The sequence below is a fragment of the Streptomyces sp. NBC_00271 genome, assembly GCF_036178845.1.
Taxonomy (GTDB): domain Bacteria; phylum Actinomycetota; class Actinomycetes; order Streptomycetales; family Streptomycetaceae; genus Streptomyces.
This window is the reverse complement of record NZ_CP108070.1, coordinates 1,996,210-2,011,400: the sequence shown is the minus strand read 5'-3', so window position 1 is coordinate 2,011,400 and position 15,191 is coordinate 1,996,210. Positions and strand designations below refer to the sequence as shown.

Below are 15,191 nucleotides of genomic sequence, written 5' to 3'. Positions count from 1 at the left end.
TGCGTCTTCACCACAGACGGCGTCCTCCGCCGGCATTCGCGTCAACGCCGTGGCGCCCGGCCCGGTATGGACTCCGTTGATCCCGGCGACTCCCGGACACGGTCGCATTCGGCAAGCAAGCACCGCTCGGGCGGCCCGCCCAGCCCGCCGAGATAGCGCCGGCTTTCGTCTTCCGAGCAGCACGGGGCGCGGTAGTGCCAACGCCACGCAGCCATGGTGTTGTGGGTCAGTACGTCCTTCACGCAGATGCAGAAGACCGCGCTCAGCAGGGTCTCCAGGAGTCGGTGCAGGATGTCAAAGCCCGTGCACGACCCGTAGACGAGGACGAAGAGTGCGGCCGTGGGCGCGTACAGGCTCTGCGCGCCGAAGCGAACGCCTCGTCCTGCCGCCGGTCCACTCTCGCCGTGTCCGCCATCTACGGGAGCGACTGCCCCAGGACTGCGCCGAGTTACTGCACACCGTCGCTGACGGCCTCCAGGAACCGTACGACGGAGAGCAGGCCCTCGGCTGGTACGACCAAGCGGCACGGCTCACCGACGTAGTGGCGGATCTGCGGGCCGCGCGGCACTGGTCGACCCCGACCGGCCCTTGCCACGAGCAGTGACGTCGGTGTCGATCGTGATGCGGAGTATGCGTTCAAGGCTGTTGCTCGGCACGGATGACCACCAGCTCTTCACGGCTCTCGTCGCCCTTCGACAGGTCCTGCCGTACAAGCCACGACCGCCGAGACCGCAGCACAGGGCCGGTCAGTAACAGCGTCGGAGTCGGCACCAGCGTTTCCGCGGCCATCAGCAATCTCCGTTCCATGAGGCCCACGAGAGGGCGCCGTCGGCACATCCCGTCCGCCCGGGCCCTGCCACCGCTCTTGCGGTAGCAGACGATGACTGTCACGAACAGTGCCGACGTGCTCCTGCCTCTGTCGTCACATTGAGTGCCCAGGAAACCGTGATCCACGCGTCTCCTGAGGCCGCCCCACAGCCGAGGAGCGTCGCGTTGCGCCTTCAGGCAGCGGACTCTTTGCGTCCCTGCCCTGTACGTTTCCGTGGGACCGTAGGCGGGGACCCGGCGCCTGTGGTGACGTACGAAGCGGAACACAGGGTGCGCTTGCCCGCGCTGCGGGTCGGCTGGCTGAGGCAGACGTTCGTCCACTGGCCCTTCCGGCCGGAGGCTGTTCAAGCTCTGGTGCCGGAGACACTGGTCGTGGACGAGTACGACGGGGCCGCCTGGGTGGGTCTCACCCCGTTCGTCATGGCGGACATGCGCCCTCCCGGCGTACCCGCCGCGGTACCCGGGCTCCCGAGCTTCGCGGAGACCAACCTGCGGACGTACGTCCGGCGCAGGGACAACGGGCGGGACGGGCTCTGGTTCCTGTCCATCGAGGTCGCCTGCCCCTTGATGGTCGCGGCTCGTGCGGTCGGCGCTCCGTACAACCCGGGGACCCTGCGCGTATCCGCGAACGGGGACACCGTCACGTACGCCGGTTCGAGGTGGACCGGTGGGGCCTCCTACCTTCTGGTCGTCCGCCCCGGCGACCTGATCGAGCCGACGGAGCGGGACGTGTGGCTGACCTCGCGCTGGCGGGCGTACACCCGCCGGATGGGTCTTCTCTGGCAGACGCCCGTGGAGCATGAGCCATGGCACCTGGCCGACTCCGCCGTCGAGGTGCTGGAGGAGACGCTGACCACCGCGGCGGGGCTCCCAGCCCCGCTCGGCGAACCCGTCGTGCATTTCTCGGAAGGGATCAGGCACGTACGGCTGGGGGCCTCCCGGCCCTGCGCCCCAAGGCGGGTCCCTCCTGACCGCGCCTGAACACGACAGGGCCTCGGTCCGCGGGCCCACCCGGGACCTTCGAGCGGAAGCGAGCGGATGAGCCGGATTCTCAGCAAAGCCACGCGGCGCTCCCAGTTGCGCTTCGACGGCTGGATCGCCGGCATGGGCACCGCCGCCGGTACGCGCATCGTGCTGGGGTACTGGCCACGGTCGCCGTTCGGGCCGTTCAGCGATGTCATGCTGGAGCGGGCCGACGGAGAACGGCTGCTGCTCGCCCCCACTCCCGAGACGGCAGATTTCATCAGCGGCACCTACATCTTCGACACCGTGCACGTCGTCCCGGTCGACGTGAGCGTCGCGGACGACACCTGGACCGTCATGGCCGGGCCACTCGGCCTGCGCTTCACCGTCGGCCACCGACGGCTCCTGGGGTGGTTGCTGCGTGTCGTGCCCGGCGTGCTCGCCCGTCTGCCGGCATGGAGCACGCTGACGGACTTTCCCGCCCGCGTGTTGCTGGCCGGCGTGCGCACCCGTGGCAGTGCCCGTGCGGACCGCCGCGAATGGTATGGCGCCCAGGACCTGTGGCCGATCCACACGGTGTCGGCGATCTTCGAGGGCGACGACCTCGGTGCGATGACGCCTGTGGTGCCTCCCGTGCGTTTCGGGTCCGGTTCGGTTCCCCGGAAACCCGCCCTCACCCGGGTCATGACGACGGTGGCCCTGGCCCCGGGCGAGTACACCTGTCCAGGGGTACCCGGCCGACCACACGATGGGGGGACGTATGGGAAGGGGTGACGTATGGAAAGGACGAGAGATCAGGGATCTGCGGACGCGATCGCGGTCGGGCAGGGCCTTTTTCAACGTCGTGGGTGGGCTGTGGCCGCTCGTGCACCTGCGCAGCTTCGAGTGGGTATTCGGGCCGAAGACCGATGTGTGGTTGCAGCAGACGACGGGCGGACTGCTGGTCTCAGTCGGCCTCGACCAGTTGGTGGCGGCCAAGACGCTCGGCCATGTTCAGCTCGAACTCCTTGTCCTTACCGAAGCCGGCGGCGTTCAGCTTCGTGAGCATCGCCTGCGCTTCGGGCCAGGCGTCTACCCCGGCGAGCACATGGTTCGAGATCCAGAGATCTCCTTCTGAGGGGACGCCGGCGCGCGCGTTGACCAGCTTCTTGCCGAGTTCCAGCGCGCGCTTCTCGAAACGGCTGACGCGCTCGGCGAAGGCGTCGGCGAAGGCGTCGAGTTCGCTGTCGGGAACGGATCGATTGATCCAGCCGTAGCGTTCGGCGATGTCCGCGTCGAAGTCGTCCGCGCCGAGGACTACCTCGAGGGTCCTTGAGCGTCCCACCAGGGCGGCGAGCCATTCGATACCGCCGCCGCCCGGGACAGAGGACCCGGCGACCTCCATCAGTGAGAAAACCGCCCGTTCCCTCGACGCGAAGCGCATGTCGCAGGCAAGGGCAAACTCGAACCCTTGGGCTCGGGCACGACCGCGCACCTTTGCCACGCTGAGCACGGAAGACTGTGCGAGTCGGGTCACGAAGGTCGGCCAGTGGTCGAACGACGCGCCACCCGGCTGGTCCGCCGCCCCATGACCGCGCTCAAGGTCGTGGTGGTTGACGAAGAAGTCCTCGTCTCCGCTCTCGAACACGACGATCTTGAGATCGGTGTCGTGCTCGATTTCGTCCATCAGGACGTTCAGTTCCGCGAACATCTCCGGGTCGAAAAGGTTCAACGGGGGATTGTCGATGACGACGCGCCAGTAGAAAGGCGATTGCCGGATGACGCTGAGTCGATTGGTGACGGCCATGATGTGTACTCCGTACAGAGGGTCGGTGCGGGTGGCCATGGAGCAGGCCACCGAAGCGGTACTGCTTAGTACTCCAGCAGCACTTTGACGTTTTCCCTGTTCAGGGGCGGTCTGGGTGAGTGTAGAGGGCTGATGACCGGCCTGTGTTCTCTTTCCCGGGCCGCCCCTCGATCGTGTGCAGCCGCCGCTGATAGTGACAGCGGTCCGGGCAGCCTCCCTGCGTGATCGACGAGCGTGCAGTTGAGATCTGGAACGACGAACTCGAGGAACTGTTCCTGCGTACCGGCCACCGCTTCAGGCGTGTCGAGCCGCGTCGCCGGATGCGTGACTACATCCGTGGACTACTGGGCCCGGTCGGCCGCAAAAACGGCTGGCAGCTGGCCGAATACGCCGGACACCGCACACCCGACCGCCTCCAGCGGCTTCTCAACGGCGCCCGCTGGGACGCCGATGAGCTCCGCGACGACCTCCAGCACTACGTAGCCGAACGGCTCGGCGAGCCCGACGGGATCCTCATCCTCGACGACACCGGCTTCCTCAAGAAGGGCACCACCTCGGCCGGCGTGCAGCGCCAGTACTCCGGCACCGCCGGCCGCACCGAGAACTGCCAGATCGGCGTGTTCGCCGCCTACGCCACCACCCGTGGACGCGCCCTGGTGGACCGGGAGTTGTACCTGCCCAAGACCTGGACCGACGACCGCGACCGCTGCCGCGCCGCCCACATCCCCAACGAGCGGACTTTCGCCACCAAACCCGACCTGGCCAAGGCCATGGTGCTGCGGGCGATCGCCTCACCGCTGCCGATCGCATGGGTGACCGCGGACGCCGCCTACGGCCAGGAATGGCGGCTGCGCCACATGCTGGAGGAGACCAGCCTGGGGTATGTACTCGCGGTTCCCAAGTCCCAGCAGGTGCCTCACTTCGGACGCATCGACCACCTCTTCTCCCAAGCACCCGACGAAGCGTGGGAGAGGCATTCGTGCGGTGACGGTGCCAAGGGCCCGCGCGTCTACCACTGGGCCGCCCTGCAGATCACGCCCATCGAGGACTTCGACGACGAGATGCCCACCCACCAGCGGTGGGCACTGGCCCGCCGCAGCATCAGCAAGCCCGAAGAGATCGCCTACTACCTCGCCTACGCACCGCTCGGCACCACCATCGAGCACCTGGTCCGCGTCGCTGGGATGCGCTGGGCCATCGAGGAAGCCTTCCAGGCCGCGAAGAACGAATGCGGCCTCGACCAGTACGAAGTCCGCCGCTACACCGGCTGGATGCGGCACATCACCCTGGCCATGCTGGCGCATGCCTTTCTGGCCGTCATGGCCGTCGACGCCGCGGCAAAAGGGGCAGCAGAAACGGTTCCTGCCTCGCGCCCCTCACCGTGGCAGAAATTCGGCGGCTCCTGGCAACTGGCCACTCATCCACCGCCGTTCACCAGCCCTTCATCAGCGCACGCGCGTTGAGGTGGTCACACTGGCGCAGACGACGCCAAGCCGTCGCCCGCCGCTGTCACTATCAGCGGCGGCTGCACACGATCGAGGGGCGGCCCGGGAAAGAGAACACAGGCCGGTCATCAGCCCTCTACACTCACCCAGACCGCCCCTGAACAGGGAAAACGTCAAAGTGCTGCTGGAGTATTAGTACTCCAGCTGTAGATGGTGATCTTCAGGCTTGAACGGCTTGTCGCCGGTAGTGGTTGGCCTGGGATCGGGCCTGGTGGCGCCGTCGCCAGTCGGACCAGCCGAGCTGATGGGCGGCATCGTGGACGGGCCGAATGACGAGGGCGATGAACAGGCGCTGGATCTCGTTGCAGGTGAGCGGTATGAGGCCGTTCGGTGCCGACTGCCGGGCGTGTTCATCGGCTCGGACGACAGCGAGGAAGGCATGGGCGAGCATGGCGAGGGTGACCCAGCGGGACCAGGACGCGTAGCGGCGGACCTGGTGCTCGTCCAGAGCGGCCAGGCCTTTTCCTGACTGAAAGAACTCCTCCACCCGCCACCTTGATCCAGCGACTCGCACCAACTCGGCCAGCGGCACTGCGGCGGGCGAGTAACAGCGGTAATAGGCGAGTTCGCCAGTGCTGCGATTGCGGCGGATCAGCAGCTGGCTGCTTCCGGGGCGGGGGGCGGCGAGGCCGATGACGGCCCAGTCGTAGAAGCGGTGACCCTTCGCCCCGGTCCCAGCCGTCAGCTTCTGCCAAGCACGCTTGGGAACCTTCTTGGCCAGGGCATCCGCGCGGAACGTGCCAGCCCCCGTGGCGGCTTCGTGCGAGCAAGCCACCGCGAGGACGTAGCTGGTGCCGCGTTCCTCCAGCACAGCCCGAAGTTTCGGGTTGCCGCCGTAGACCTCGTCGCCCGCTACCCATGCAGCCCGGTGGCCAGCGTCCAGGAACCGGGCGACCATGCGCGCAGCCAGTTCCGGCTTGGTGGCGAAAGCGGTCTGCTCGCCGAGCCCGGCGGCGCGGCAGCGGTCAGGGTCAGCGGTCCAGGAGCGCGGGATGTACAACTCCCGGTCCACCGCGGCGTGCCCGCGCCGACCGGCGTAGACCATGTAGACGGCAACCTGGGCGTTCTCGATCCGGCCAGGGGCCCGTATTTCAATAACTGTCAGCGACAGGTTTCCGCGGGGGTTGTTCGGGCGTGTAGCTGTTCCAATGTGCGGGCGGGCGATCCGGGTATCGGCGTGACGAGGATCCGGTGCAGGTCCAGGAGCCGTTTTGCGTCCTGGTACTGGATGGACAGGTTGGTGCGGTTGACGCCCAGTAGTTGGGCCAGGAAGGTCATGGTCACCGCTCTGCGGCGGCGCAGAATGGCTGCCAGGAGCCGGTGGGTGTGGTCCACGCTGCTGGTCTGTGGGTGGCGGTAGCTGCGCGGGCGGTGGAAGCGTCGCTGGAATGCTGCCTCGGCCAAGGCGTCCCAGAAAGGCTCCGAGACCGCCACCAAATACTCGAAGGCGGTTCGTGACATGCCGGTCAGGGCCGGATCGGTGAGCATCGCGGTCAGGGCCGGGTCGGTCCGGTGTGTCGTTGCCGACGCGTCTGGCGCTCGCGGTGGAACGGGAGACAGTGTGTAGTTCCAGTCGCCGTGGAAGGTGTTGGGTGTGATCGGAAGGGTGTGGAACTCGGCGGGTGTGACGCTGATGCCGAGGTCGTAGTTGCCTGTGTCCAGTTCGGCCCCGATGGTCAGGCCGGTCTTGGTTGTTGTGGCGGCGATGGTCTCGAGGACGACCTGGTAGCTGGTCAGCGGCCGCCCCCGCCAGTTCGCGGTGATGTGACAGAACATCCGGTGCTCTATCTTGTTCCACTTCGAAGTCCCCGGCGGTAGGTGACAGACCGTGATCTCCAGGCCGGTCTCTCGTGCGAAGGCGGCAAGGTTGCTTTTCCAGGTCCAGCGCCGGGGGTCGTTGGAGCCGCCGGAGTCGGCGGTGATCAGGAGCCTGCCGGCATTCGGGTGGTCCGCCCGTCCGCGGTGCTGCCACCAGCGTCGGATGGACTCCACCGCGAACTGGGCGGTGTCGTGGTCGGTGCCGACGTTGACCCATCCGCTGTTGTTGGCAATGTCGTAGATCCCGTAGGGGATCGCCATGGGCTGGTCGTTGGTGGTGAACGTGTGGCAGTCCACCTTGATCGCGTTCTTGCCCGGCCGCCAGGTGCGACCGGGCCGGTCCCGGTTGCCGAGCCATTCCTTGGCCTTGGTGTCGACGCTGATCACCGGCTGGACGTCGTTGAGGAACTCGGCGGCGGTGGCATTGAGGTGGGTGAACTGGGCATCGCGGTCCGGATGGCTGATGCCCTCTGTTGTCTTCGCGGTTCCCTGCAGGCTGTAGCCCAGGGTGTGCAGCAGGTGTCCGACGGTTGAAGCGCTGATCGGGTGGCCCTGTGTGGTGAGGGCCGAGGCCAGGGCCCGTAACGACAGCGTGGTCCACCGCAACGGGGAGACGGGGTCGCCTCGGGTGTGCGGCTCGATCAGCGACTCCAGCGCGGGCAGCAGACCAGGGTCGGTGTCTGTCAGCCGCTTGCGGCCCGCACCTGGAGCCCGGACCCGCAGGATCGGTGAGGAGCAACCGGCCAACTCGGCCATACCTCGCGCGATGGTTGCAGTGCTCGTGCCGGAGGCGGCGGCGACCCGGACGATCCCACCACGGCCGAGGGCCGACGCCTCACTGGCCAGGTACAACCGACGGCGGCGCTCATCGAAGTGCGGCAGGATCTGATCGAACTTGGCCCGCAGAGCACGAGCGGCAACGCGGCCTGCCAGACACGGGGTCATATCTCAGACTCCCACCAACACCCCTCTACCGAGCACTTATTGAAATACAAGCCCCAGCAGTCCCGGTGTACTGGCGCTGGACGCCGACCGTGCCGACGCCCTTCTTCACGTCGCCGGTCTCGTCGACCACCAGCACCGCCCGCTCGTCGTGCAGATGTTCCACTACGTAGCCCCGCAGGGCGTCACGGACCGCGTCAGCGTCCCACTTGGCCCGGCTGAGCAAGTGCTGCATGCCGTCCGGGGTGGACTCCCCGGCCCACTCGGCGATGGTCCAGCAGTTCTTGCGAGGCAAGTCCGACAACAGTCCGAGCACCAACCGCCGGACCCGGCGTCGGGGTTCGACCCGGGCGAAATGGCCTGCGATCCGCGCCATCAGGCCCTCGAATGCCTCCTGCCAGTGGGCAGGATCTAGGCTGTGACCTGCGGCCATCGCGTGATCTTCAGTCTTCACACACCGATGATCAGCGGTGGCCGTACCCATTCCTGCACCGGCCCCTGCCAGTACGAACGCGGCTTGGGGTCATAGCACTGACCACTCACGAGCTGAACCAGCGCAGCCAGATGGGCACGTCCGTCCCTGCGTGCCAGCGGTCGCTTGCCGCACGACGCAGTTCCGGGGTTGTCAGCGGCTCCTCGCGGGTGAGCCAGTCCAGGTACCACTCGCCGAAGGAGGCGGGCTGTCCGTCGTCGTTCAAGAGCGGGCTGAGGCGATCGCAGGTCGCGCGTCCGTCGAACCACATGGCACCACGCATGGGTCCGCTGACCACGAGGAGGGTGTAGAAGCCGCAGCCGTCATCGCAGAGAGGAACGGCCCCGGAAGTCCGCGCGTCCTCGGCGGCATCGGCCGTCTCCAGCCATGCGTCGTGATCGGCTTGGTACGCAGCAACAGAGGCGTAGTCCCCCTCCTGGGGTTCGGTCAGACAAAGATCTTCGCTCGCTGCGAGAGCGGTGTCGTGGTCCGGGAACGGCACATGCAGGTTCGCACGGTCCACAGGCTGGTCGCCGTCCCAGCGCCAGCCACGCTGATCGACCCGAAGCGTGCGAACCCGCCCGCCGGCACTGACGCGCAGCAGGTACTGGCGATAGTCGTCAGGGAACACCACACCGAACTGTTCCTCGGCCTGACGCACCTGAGCCTCACTTAGAACCGGCGGGAGAACGGCACTGGCCTTCGATCCCCGCCGTGCGTAGAGAGCGATTGTCCGCTCCCGGACACCGCTCCAGTCCATAGTCTGCATGCCCGGCAAGATAGCCCGTCAGCCAAGGACCATTCAGGCGGCCCTTGTCGGATTCGCCGAGTTGCAGCTGGGGTGTCCCCGCAGTTGACCTCCCATCTCGCGGCGACAGGGAGATCACCGGGAAGCCCAAGATCACGATCTACGACTGGAGTATTAGTACTCCAGCAGCACTTTGACGTTTTCCCTGTTCAGGGGCGGTCTGGGTGAGTGTAGAGGGCTGATGACCGGCCTGTGTTCTCTTTCCCGGGCCGCCCCTCGATCGTGTGCAGCCGCCGCTGATAGTGACAGCGGCGGGCGACGGCTTGGCGTCGTCTGCGCCAGTGTGACCACCTCAACGCGCGTGCGCTGATGAGGGGCTGGTGAACGGCGATGGATGAGTGGCCAGTTGCCAGGAGCCGCCGAATTTCTGCCACGGTGAGGGGCGCGAGGCAGGAACCGTTTCTGCTGCCCCTTTGCCGCGGCGTCGACGGCCATGACGGCCAGAAAGGCATGCGCCAGCATGGCCAGGGTGATGTGCCGCATCCAGCCGGTGTAGCGGCGGACTTCGTACTGGTCGAGGCCGCATTCGTTCTTCGCGGCCTGGAAGGCTTCCTCGATGGCCCAGCGCGTCCCGGCGACGCGGACCAGGTGCTCGATGGTGGTGCCGAGCGGTGCGTAGGCGAGGTAGTAGGCGATCTCTTCGGGCTTGCTGATGCTGCGGCGGGCCAGTGCCCACCGCTGGTGGGTGGGCATCTCGTCGTCGAAGTCCTCGATGGGCGTGATCTGCAGGGCGGCCCAGTGGTAGACGCGCGGGCCCTTGGCACCGTCACCGCACGAATGCCTCTCCCACGCTTCGTCGGGTGCTTGGGAGAAGAGGTGGTCGATGCGTCCGAAGTGGGGCACCTGCTGGGACTTGGGAACCGCGAGTACATACCCCAGGCTGGTCTCCTCCAGCATGTGGCGCAGCCGCCATTCCTGGCCGTAGGCGGCGTCCGCGGTCACCCATGCGATCGGCAGCGGTGAGGCGATCGCCCGCAGCACCATGGCCTTGGCCAGGTCGGGTTTGGTGGCGAAAGTCCGCTCGTTGGGGATGTGGGCGGCGCGGCAGCGGTCGCGGTCGTCGGTCCAGGTCTTGGGCAGGTACAACTCCCGGTCCACCAGGGCGCGTCCACGGGTGGTGGCGTAGGCGGCGAACACGCCGATCTGGCAGTTCTCGGTGCGGCCGGCGGTGCCGGAGTACTGGCGCTGCACGCCGGCCGAGGTGGTGCCCTTCTTGAGGAAGCCGGTGTCGTCGAGGATGAGGATCCCGTCGGGCTCGCCGAGCCGTTCGGCTACGTAGTGCTGGAGGTCGTCGCGGAGCTCATCGGCGTCCCAGCGGGCGCCGTTGAGAAGCCGCTGGAGGCGGTCGGGTGTGCGGTGTCCGGCGTATTCGGCCAGCTGCCAGCCGTTTTTGCGGCCGACCGGGCCCAGTAGTCCACGGATGTAGTCACGCATCCGGCGACGCGGCTCGACACGCCTGAAGCGGTGGCCGGTACGCAGGAACAGTTCCTCGAGTTCGTCGTTCCAGATCTCAACTGCACGCTCGTCGATCACGCAGGGAGGCTGCCCGGACCGCTGTCACTATCAGCGGCGGCTGCACACGATCGAGGGGCGGCCCGGGAAAGAGAACACAGGCCGGTCATCAGCCCTCTACACTCACCCAGACCGCCCCTGAACAGGGAAAACGTCAAAGTGCTGCTGGAGTATTAGGGGGCAACAGGGGCCGCTGGTCGCCGAGGGATGTTGATCGGGCTGATGCCCTGGGGGAGCGGCTGTGGTTGTGCGGGCAGCCCCCGGTGTCTATACGCGCGTGCGACGTCACGCGGACGCTGGACTGGCGGGGCCGAAGCGTCGCGAACGGGCGCCGAGTGCAGGACAGATTCGTGTCCTGCCTCTGCTGGGGATGCCGGCTGGAGTGCCGATTCAGGCGGCGGCCTTCGACAGCGCCTCGAACTCGTCGTCGGTGAGCTCGACGCTCGCGCCGGCGAGGTTGTCCTCCAGGTGCGCGACGCTCGACGTCCCCGGGATCGGGAGCATGACCGGGGAGCGCTTGAGGAGCCAGGCGAGGGCGAGCTGCGACGGGGAGGCGTCGTGCTGCTTGGCGAGTTCGGTGAGCGGGTTGCCCTCGCCGGTGAGCTGTCCGGTGGCGAGCGGGAACCAGGGGATGAAGCCGATGCCCTGCTCGGTCGACCAGTCGAGCAGCTCTTCGGAGGAGCGGTTGGTGAGGTTGTAGAGGTTCTGTACGGAGACGATCGGCGCGATCTCCTGCGCGGCCTTGACCTCGGCGACGGTGACCTCGCTGAGGCCGATGTGGCGGATCTTGCCTTCGTCCTGGAGCTTCTTCAGTTCGCCGACCTGGTCCTCGAGCGGGGTGTCGGGGTCGATGCGGTGCAGCTGGAACAGGTCGATCCGGTCCACGCCGAGGCGGCGCAGGCTCAGCTCGGCCTGCTGGCGGAGGTAGGCGGGGCGGCCGACGGGCATCCACAGGTCGGGGCCCTGACGGGTGAGTCCGGCCTTCGTCGCGATGACGACGTCGTCGCCGTAGGGGTGCAGTGCCTCGCGCAGCAGGGGCTCGGCGACATCGGGGCCGTAGCTGTCGGCGGTGTCGAAGAAGTTCACGCCGAGCTCGACGGCCCGCTTGAGTACACGGACGGCTTCGTCGTGGTCCTTTGGCTCGCCCCAGACGCCCTTGCCGGTGAGCTGCATCGTGCCGTAGCCGAGGCGGTTGATCTCGAGGTCGCCGCCGAGGCGGAAGGTGCCCGAAGCCTCTGCCGGGCGGGTGTTGGTTGCCTTGCTCATGGGGTGGTCCCTTCGCATCGGATATCCGGACAGGTCGCGTACCCGTTCGTGGCCGGGGCACGATGACCTGACCGTGTGCCATGACCCCACGATGCAGGGTTGACATTTATGTCAAGGTCAAGCCGGACCGGGGTGACCCGCCTCTCCGCAGGACACGTGCGGCTTCCCCTTTGACCTTCCACCAGTGTCAACGTTTGACCCTGGAGTCACGACAACAGCACAAGACCCCGAGCACGCGGTCCAGCTTCCCCGACCTCCCAGGGCACCGCGACCGCGAGCGGGGTCGAGTGAACCAGACGGAACAGGGCATGAGCGCGCAGGCCCCAGCCGCCGGGTCAGGATCATCGGGCCCGGCTTCTGGGCCGGCTACGGACACATCCCGGCGTTGCGGACACTGCCGGAGTTCGAGGTGGTCTCCGTATCGGCGCGCCGGCAGGAATCCGCGCAGCAGACGGCCCAGAAGTTCAGTATCCCGCACGCCTACGATGACGCCCACGAGCTGATCAAGGACCCCGGCGTCGACCTCGTGGCGGTGCTGACCCCGACTTCGCAGCGCGTGCCGCTCGTGAAGGCCGCCATCGAGGCCGGCAAGGACGTCTACAGCGAGTGGCCGCTCACCACCCGCACCTCGGACTCGGAGGAATTGCTTGCCCTGGCCGAGGCGAAGGGTGTCCGGCACGTCGTCGGCCTCCAACGCCGCCAGGGGCCCGCCGCCCGCTACGCACGGGACCTGGTAGCGCAGGGCTACGTCGGGGACGTGCGGGCCGCCCGGATCTCGCTCGGCGTGGACGCCTTCCCGCCCGTCATGCCGGAGAGGGTCGCGTGGACCTTCGACGTCGATGGGGCATGCCCATTCCAGGCCACCGCAGCCGGCTACCAGGAGATGCTGGCGTGGGCACGCTCCTTCGGCGATCTGCATCACCCGGGTGTGGAAGGCACGGGCTCCTACGGTGCGGCCCTGTGTCGGTACCTGCTCTCCCAGAACGTTCAAGTGATCGAGGTGAACAGGCCGGACCGAGCATCGCTTTCGAGGCGATCGTGGTTCTCGCCGGCGGCGACCAGGAGGGCCGCGGCGCTGTCGGGTCCCACGCCCTCATCTCCAGGAGCGCGGGGTTGTGGTCCTTGAACGCACCCTCCGCCGGGGCCTGCGCCACATCCAACTCCGCCCCGACCTGATCGACGGCTGCCTCACCGGCACCGGACTCACTCACCGACCAGCCGACACCAACCCCAAGAGCTCAGAAGTCGTCCTTGTGAATCGCGTCGGTTGAGACGTCAGCTGGAGCGCTGATCAGCTGCTGGAGGTGGTGAATGAAGTCCGAGTCGTCGAGACGGGGGTCGGTGACACGGTCGCGCACATCGGTGAGGAGCCATTCCACCAGCTCCGCGGTGGCGTGGTACTCGCTGTGGAACCCCAGGCTCAGGTCGGTGATCTCGTACTCGAACAGCACGTCGACCATCAGGTCCGCCAAGTGTGCGTCGGCGGCCGGGGTCCGGGTGGCGGTCCAAATGTCCAGCGAGGGGCGCAGGCTGTCGGTGGCGACGGTGATGAGGCCGAGGGTGTCCCTGATGGACACCGGGCTGGGGTGGGTGTGCAACGTGGCCTGCCACCATGCGGTCCAGACGTTGCGAAGAGCGTCGGCCAGGGGCGCGTCCCAGGTGCTCCAGCCTGCCTCGCCCAGGCGGGTGGCGATCAGTTCCTCGGAGACGTGGAACTGACCGGCGACAAGGGGGCGGATGATGCGCGGGACGAGACGGCGGTAGAGACGTGGGAAGTCGTCCCAGTGGCTGGGCACCTCTCCGGCGGCCGCGGACACCATGTCGTCGGGTATGAGGTGCAGCGGTCTGGAGAGCTCGGCGAGTCCCTCCTCGCCGTAGCAGTACGTGCAACCGCCGACGGGGAACGGCTCTTCCGAGGCGAAGGCGCAGTCCAGCGCATCGAGGGCTGTCAAGAGCTGCTGATGGTGCGACATGGCGACCCGCCGGGGAACTCCGTCCGGGTGACCGGCGAAGATCGCAGGCTATCAGGCTGTGCCGGAGCTGATGCTGCGGACTGAACCGTCACTACCCGACTACAACTCGAAATTCTCAGTAGGCCGAGTGCAGGGGTGGGACGTTCCTCGCGAGCGCGGCGGCTCGCAGCAGGATGCTCGGCTCGGCGCCGGGGTCCTCGACCATGACGACGCCGGCCGCCTGGATGTCGAAGCCTGTCGGCCAGATGGTGACGTCGCTTGCCAGTGCACCCTCAAGCTTCGCCCGTGTCAGGTCGGCACTGGTGAGGTCGGTTCCTCGGAGGTCAGCCAGTCTCAGATCCGCGCCGGTGAACTTGGTGCCATGGCCTCGCGCCTTGCGCAGATTCGCCTCCCGCAGGTCGGCCCCGGAGAAGTCAGCCTCGCGGAGGTCGGCCCTGACCATGCGAGCGCCGCGCAGGTCGGCTTCGATGCAGCGGCTCTGGTGGAGAATCGACGTCCCGAGCTCCACGTGCCGCATGTTGGCCGCGATCAGCGATGCCTTGGTCAGGTTGACCTGGTAGATGCTCGCCGCTTCCAAGCAGGCGCCGTCGAAGTTGATGTGGTGCAGCCACAGTCCGTCGCAGTCGGCCCGACGCAGGTCGGTGTAGCTGACGTTGAGCCAGTCGGGCTGGCGTTCCTGGCACAGGACTCCGAGGCCGGTGAGAGCCACCTGGGCATCCGGAGCACGGGTCTCCAGCGGAGGCACGGAATTGATGGAGGCTTCCGCCGTCGGAGAGTCCTGCCCTTGCGGAGGCCATGGCAGGTGAGTCCGGAGGAACGCGGCCTTGATCGAGATGACCGCCTCCCGGTCGTGAGCCGAATGGTCCGCGATCCGCCACAGTGCGTGGAGGCCGCCGATCCGCACGTCCGTCTTTTCGTTGCCCAGCTGGTCGACCGCCCGGCTGAAGCGGTCCGTGATGTGTCCCTCCCGGGTGGCGTTCAGCCCCTCCTGGTTGACCCTCAACTGCCGCCAAGTGGCGTACGCGCCGAAGAGGACGACAACGCCACCGATCGCCTGCACGAGCGTCGTGCGTACGTTGTTCACAGCTGCGAGCCGTTCAGCGGCCGAGATCCTGGCCCCGCCGAGATCGCGCTCGACCACCAGCCCTGGCAGCACCACGACCACTACGGCCAGCGCGGCGAGCACCGCCAGCACCGCCGCCACCGCGAAAAGAGCGGAATTGACCCGACGCCGCCGAGAGGCGACCGGCATGCGGCGGCCATGAGTAGATCCCCCCGTATCCATTCGCACATGATCGCAGGGAGGCACGGAAGCCGG

General features: G+C 67.4%; 10 protein-coding genes and 5 pseudogenes. 5 read left to right on the top strand and 10 right to left on the bottom strand.

What is annotated here, in order from left to right; genetic code table 11:
* Nucleotides 1–28 precede the first annotated feature (28 nt).
* A pseudogene (locus tag OG798_RS09655) lies at nt 29–191 on the top strand (SDR family oxidoreductase); the annotation flags it as partial.
* A gap of 445 nt (nt 192–636) precedes the next feature.
* Here OG798_RS09655 and OG798_RS09650 read toward each other — a convergent pair.
* On the bottom strand, nt 637–789 hold the full coding sequence (locus OG798_RS09650; protein ID WP_267060970.1) for a hypothetical protein: 153 nt from the start codon (nt 787–789) through the stop codon (nt 637–639).
* Nucleotides 790–1,098: 309 nt separating this feature from the next.
* Between OG798_RS09650 and OG798_RS09645 the strand changes: the two genes are divergently transcribed.
* Entirely contained in the window at nt 1,099–1,809 is a 711-nt protein-coding gene (locus OG798_RS09645) for a YqjF family protein (protein WP_180294152.1), read from the top strand.
* A 57-nt stretch (nt 1,810–1,866) separates the two neighbouring features.
* On the top strand, nt 1,867–2,565 hold the full coding sequence (locus tag OG798_RS09640) for a hypothetical protein (protein ID WP_121417062.1): 699 nt from the start codon (nt 1,867–1,869) through the stop codon (nt 2,563–2,565).
* Between the two features lie 172 nt (nt 2,566–2,737).
* Here OG798_RS09640 and OG798_RS09635 read toward each other — a convergent pair whose 3' ends face one another.
* Entirely contained in the window at nt 2,738–3,577 is an 840-nt protein-coding gene (locus OG798_RS09635) for an enoyl-CoA hydratase/isomerase family protein (protein ID WP_328756808.1), read from the bottom strand.
* A 221-nt stretch (nt 3,578–3,798) separates the two neighbouring features.
* Between OG798_RS09635 and OG798_RS09630 the strand changes: the two genes are divergently transcribed.
* Nucleotides 3,799–5,040 (top strand): IS701 family transposase, encoded by a 1,242-nt coding sequence (locus OG798_RS09630; protein ID WP_443053695.1) that lies wholly within the window; start codon nt 3,799–3,801, stop codon nt 5,038–5,040.
* Between the two features lie 202 nt (nt 5,041–5,242).
* Here OG798_RS09630 and OG798_RS09625 read toward each other — a convergent pair.
* From OG798_RS09625 to OG798_RS09600, 6 genes and pseudogenes are all read right to left on the bottom strand, one after another.
* Nucleotides 5,243–6,160: pseudogene (locus OG798_RS09625) on the bottom strand (IS701 family transposase); the annotation flags it as partial.
* A 3-nt stretch (nt 6,161–6,163) separates the two neighbouring features.
* Nucleotides 6,164–7,845: pseudogene (locus OG798_RS09620) on the bottom strand (ISAzo13 family transposase); the annotation flags it as partial.
* Between the two features lie 52 nt (nt 7,846–7,897).
* Nucleotides 7,898–8,275: pseudogene (locus OG798_RS09615) on the bottom strand (transposase); the annotation flags it as partial.
* A gap of 106 nt (nt 8,276–8,381) precedes the next feature.
* Nucleotides 8,382–9,074, bottom strand: a complete 693-nt coding sequence (locus OG798_RS09610; protein ID WP_328760007.1) for an SMI1/KNR4 family protein — start codon at nt 9,072–9,074, stop codon at nt 8,382–8,384.
* A 447-nt stretch (nt 9,075–9,521) separates the two neighbouring features.
* Nucleotides 9,522–10,631: pseudogene (locus OG798_RS09605) on the bottom strand (IS701 family transposase); the annotation flags it as partial.
* A 393-nt stretch (nt 10,632–11,024) separates the two neighbouring features.
* A complete protein-coding gene (locus OG798_RS09600; RefSeq protein ID WP_121417063.1) occupies nt 11,025–11,900 on the bottom strand; it encodes an aldo/keto reductase in 876 nt (291 codons plus the stop codon).
* A 184-nt stretch (nt 11,901–12,084) separates the two neighbouring features.
* Here OG798_RS09600 and OG798_RS09595 point away from each other — a divergent pair, with 184 nt between their 5' ends.
* On the top strand, nt 12,085–13,026 hold the full coding sequence (locus OG798_RS09595) for a Gfo/Idh/MocA family protein (RefSeq protein ID WP_328756807.1): 942 nt from the start codon (nt 12,085–12,087) through the stop codon (nt 13,024–13,026).
* A gap of 112 nt (nt 13,027–13,138) precedes the next feature.
* Here OG798_RS09595 and OG798_RS09590 read toward each other — a convergent pair whose 3' ends face one another.
* Both OG798_RS09590 and OG798_RS09585 read right to left on the bottom strand, forming a co-directional pair.
* Nucleotides 13,139–13,873 (bottom strand): hypothetical protein, encoded by a 735-nt coding sequence (locus tag OG798_RS09590; RefSeq protein ID WP_328756806.1) that lies wholly within the window; start codon nt 13,871–13,873, stop codon nt 13,139–13,141.
* A gap of 115 nt (nt 13,874–13,988) precedes the next feature.
* Complete coding sequence (locus tag OG798_RS09585) at nt 13,989–15,125, bottom strand: pentapeptide repeat-containing protein (RefSeq protein WP_328756805.1); 1,137 nt, start codon at nt 15,123–15,125, stop codon at nt 13,989–13,991.
* Nucleotides 15,126–15,191 lie beyond the last annotated feature (66 nt).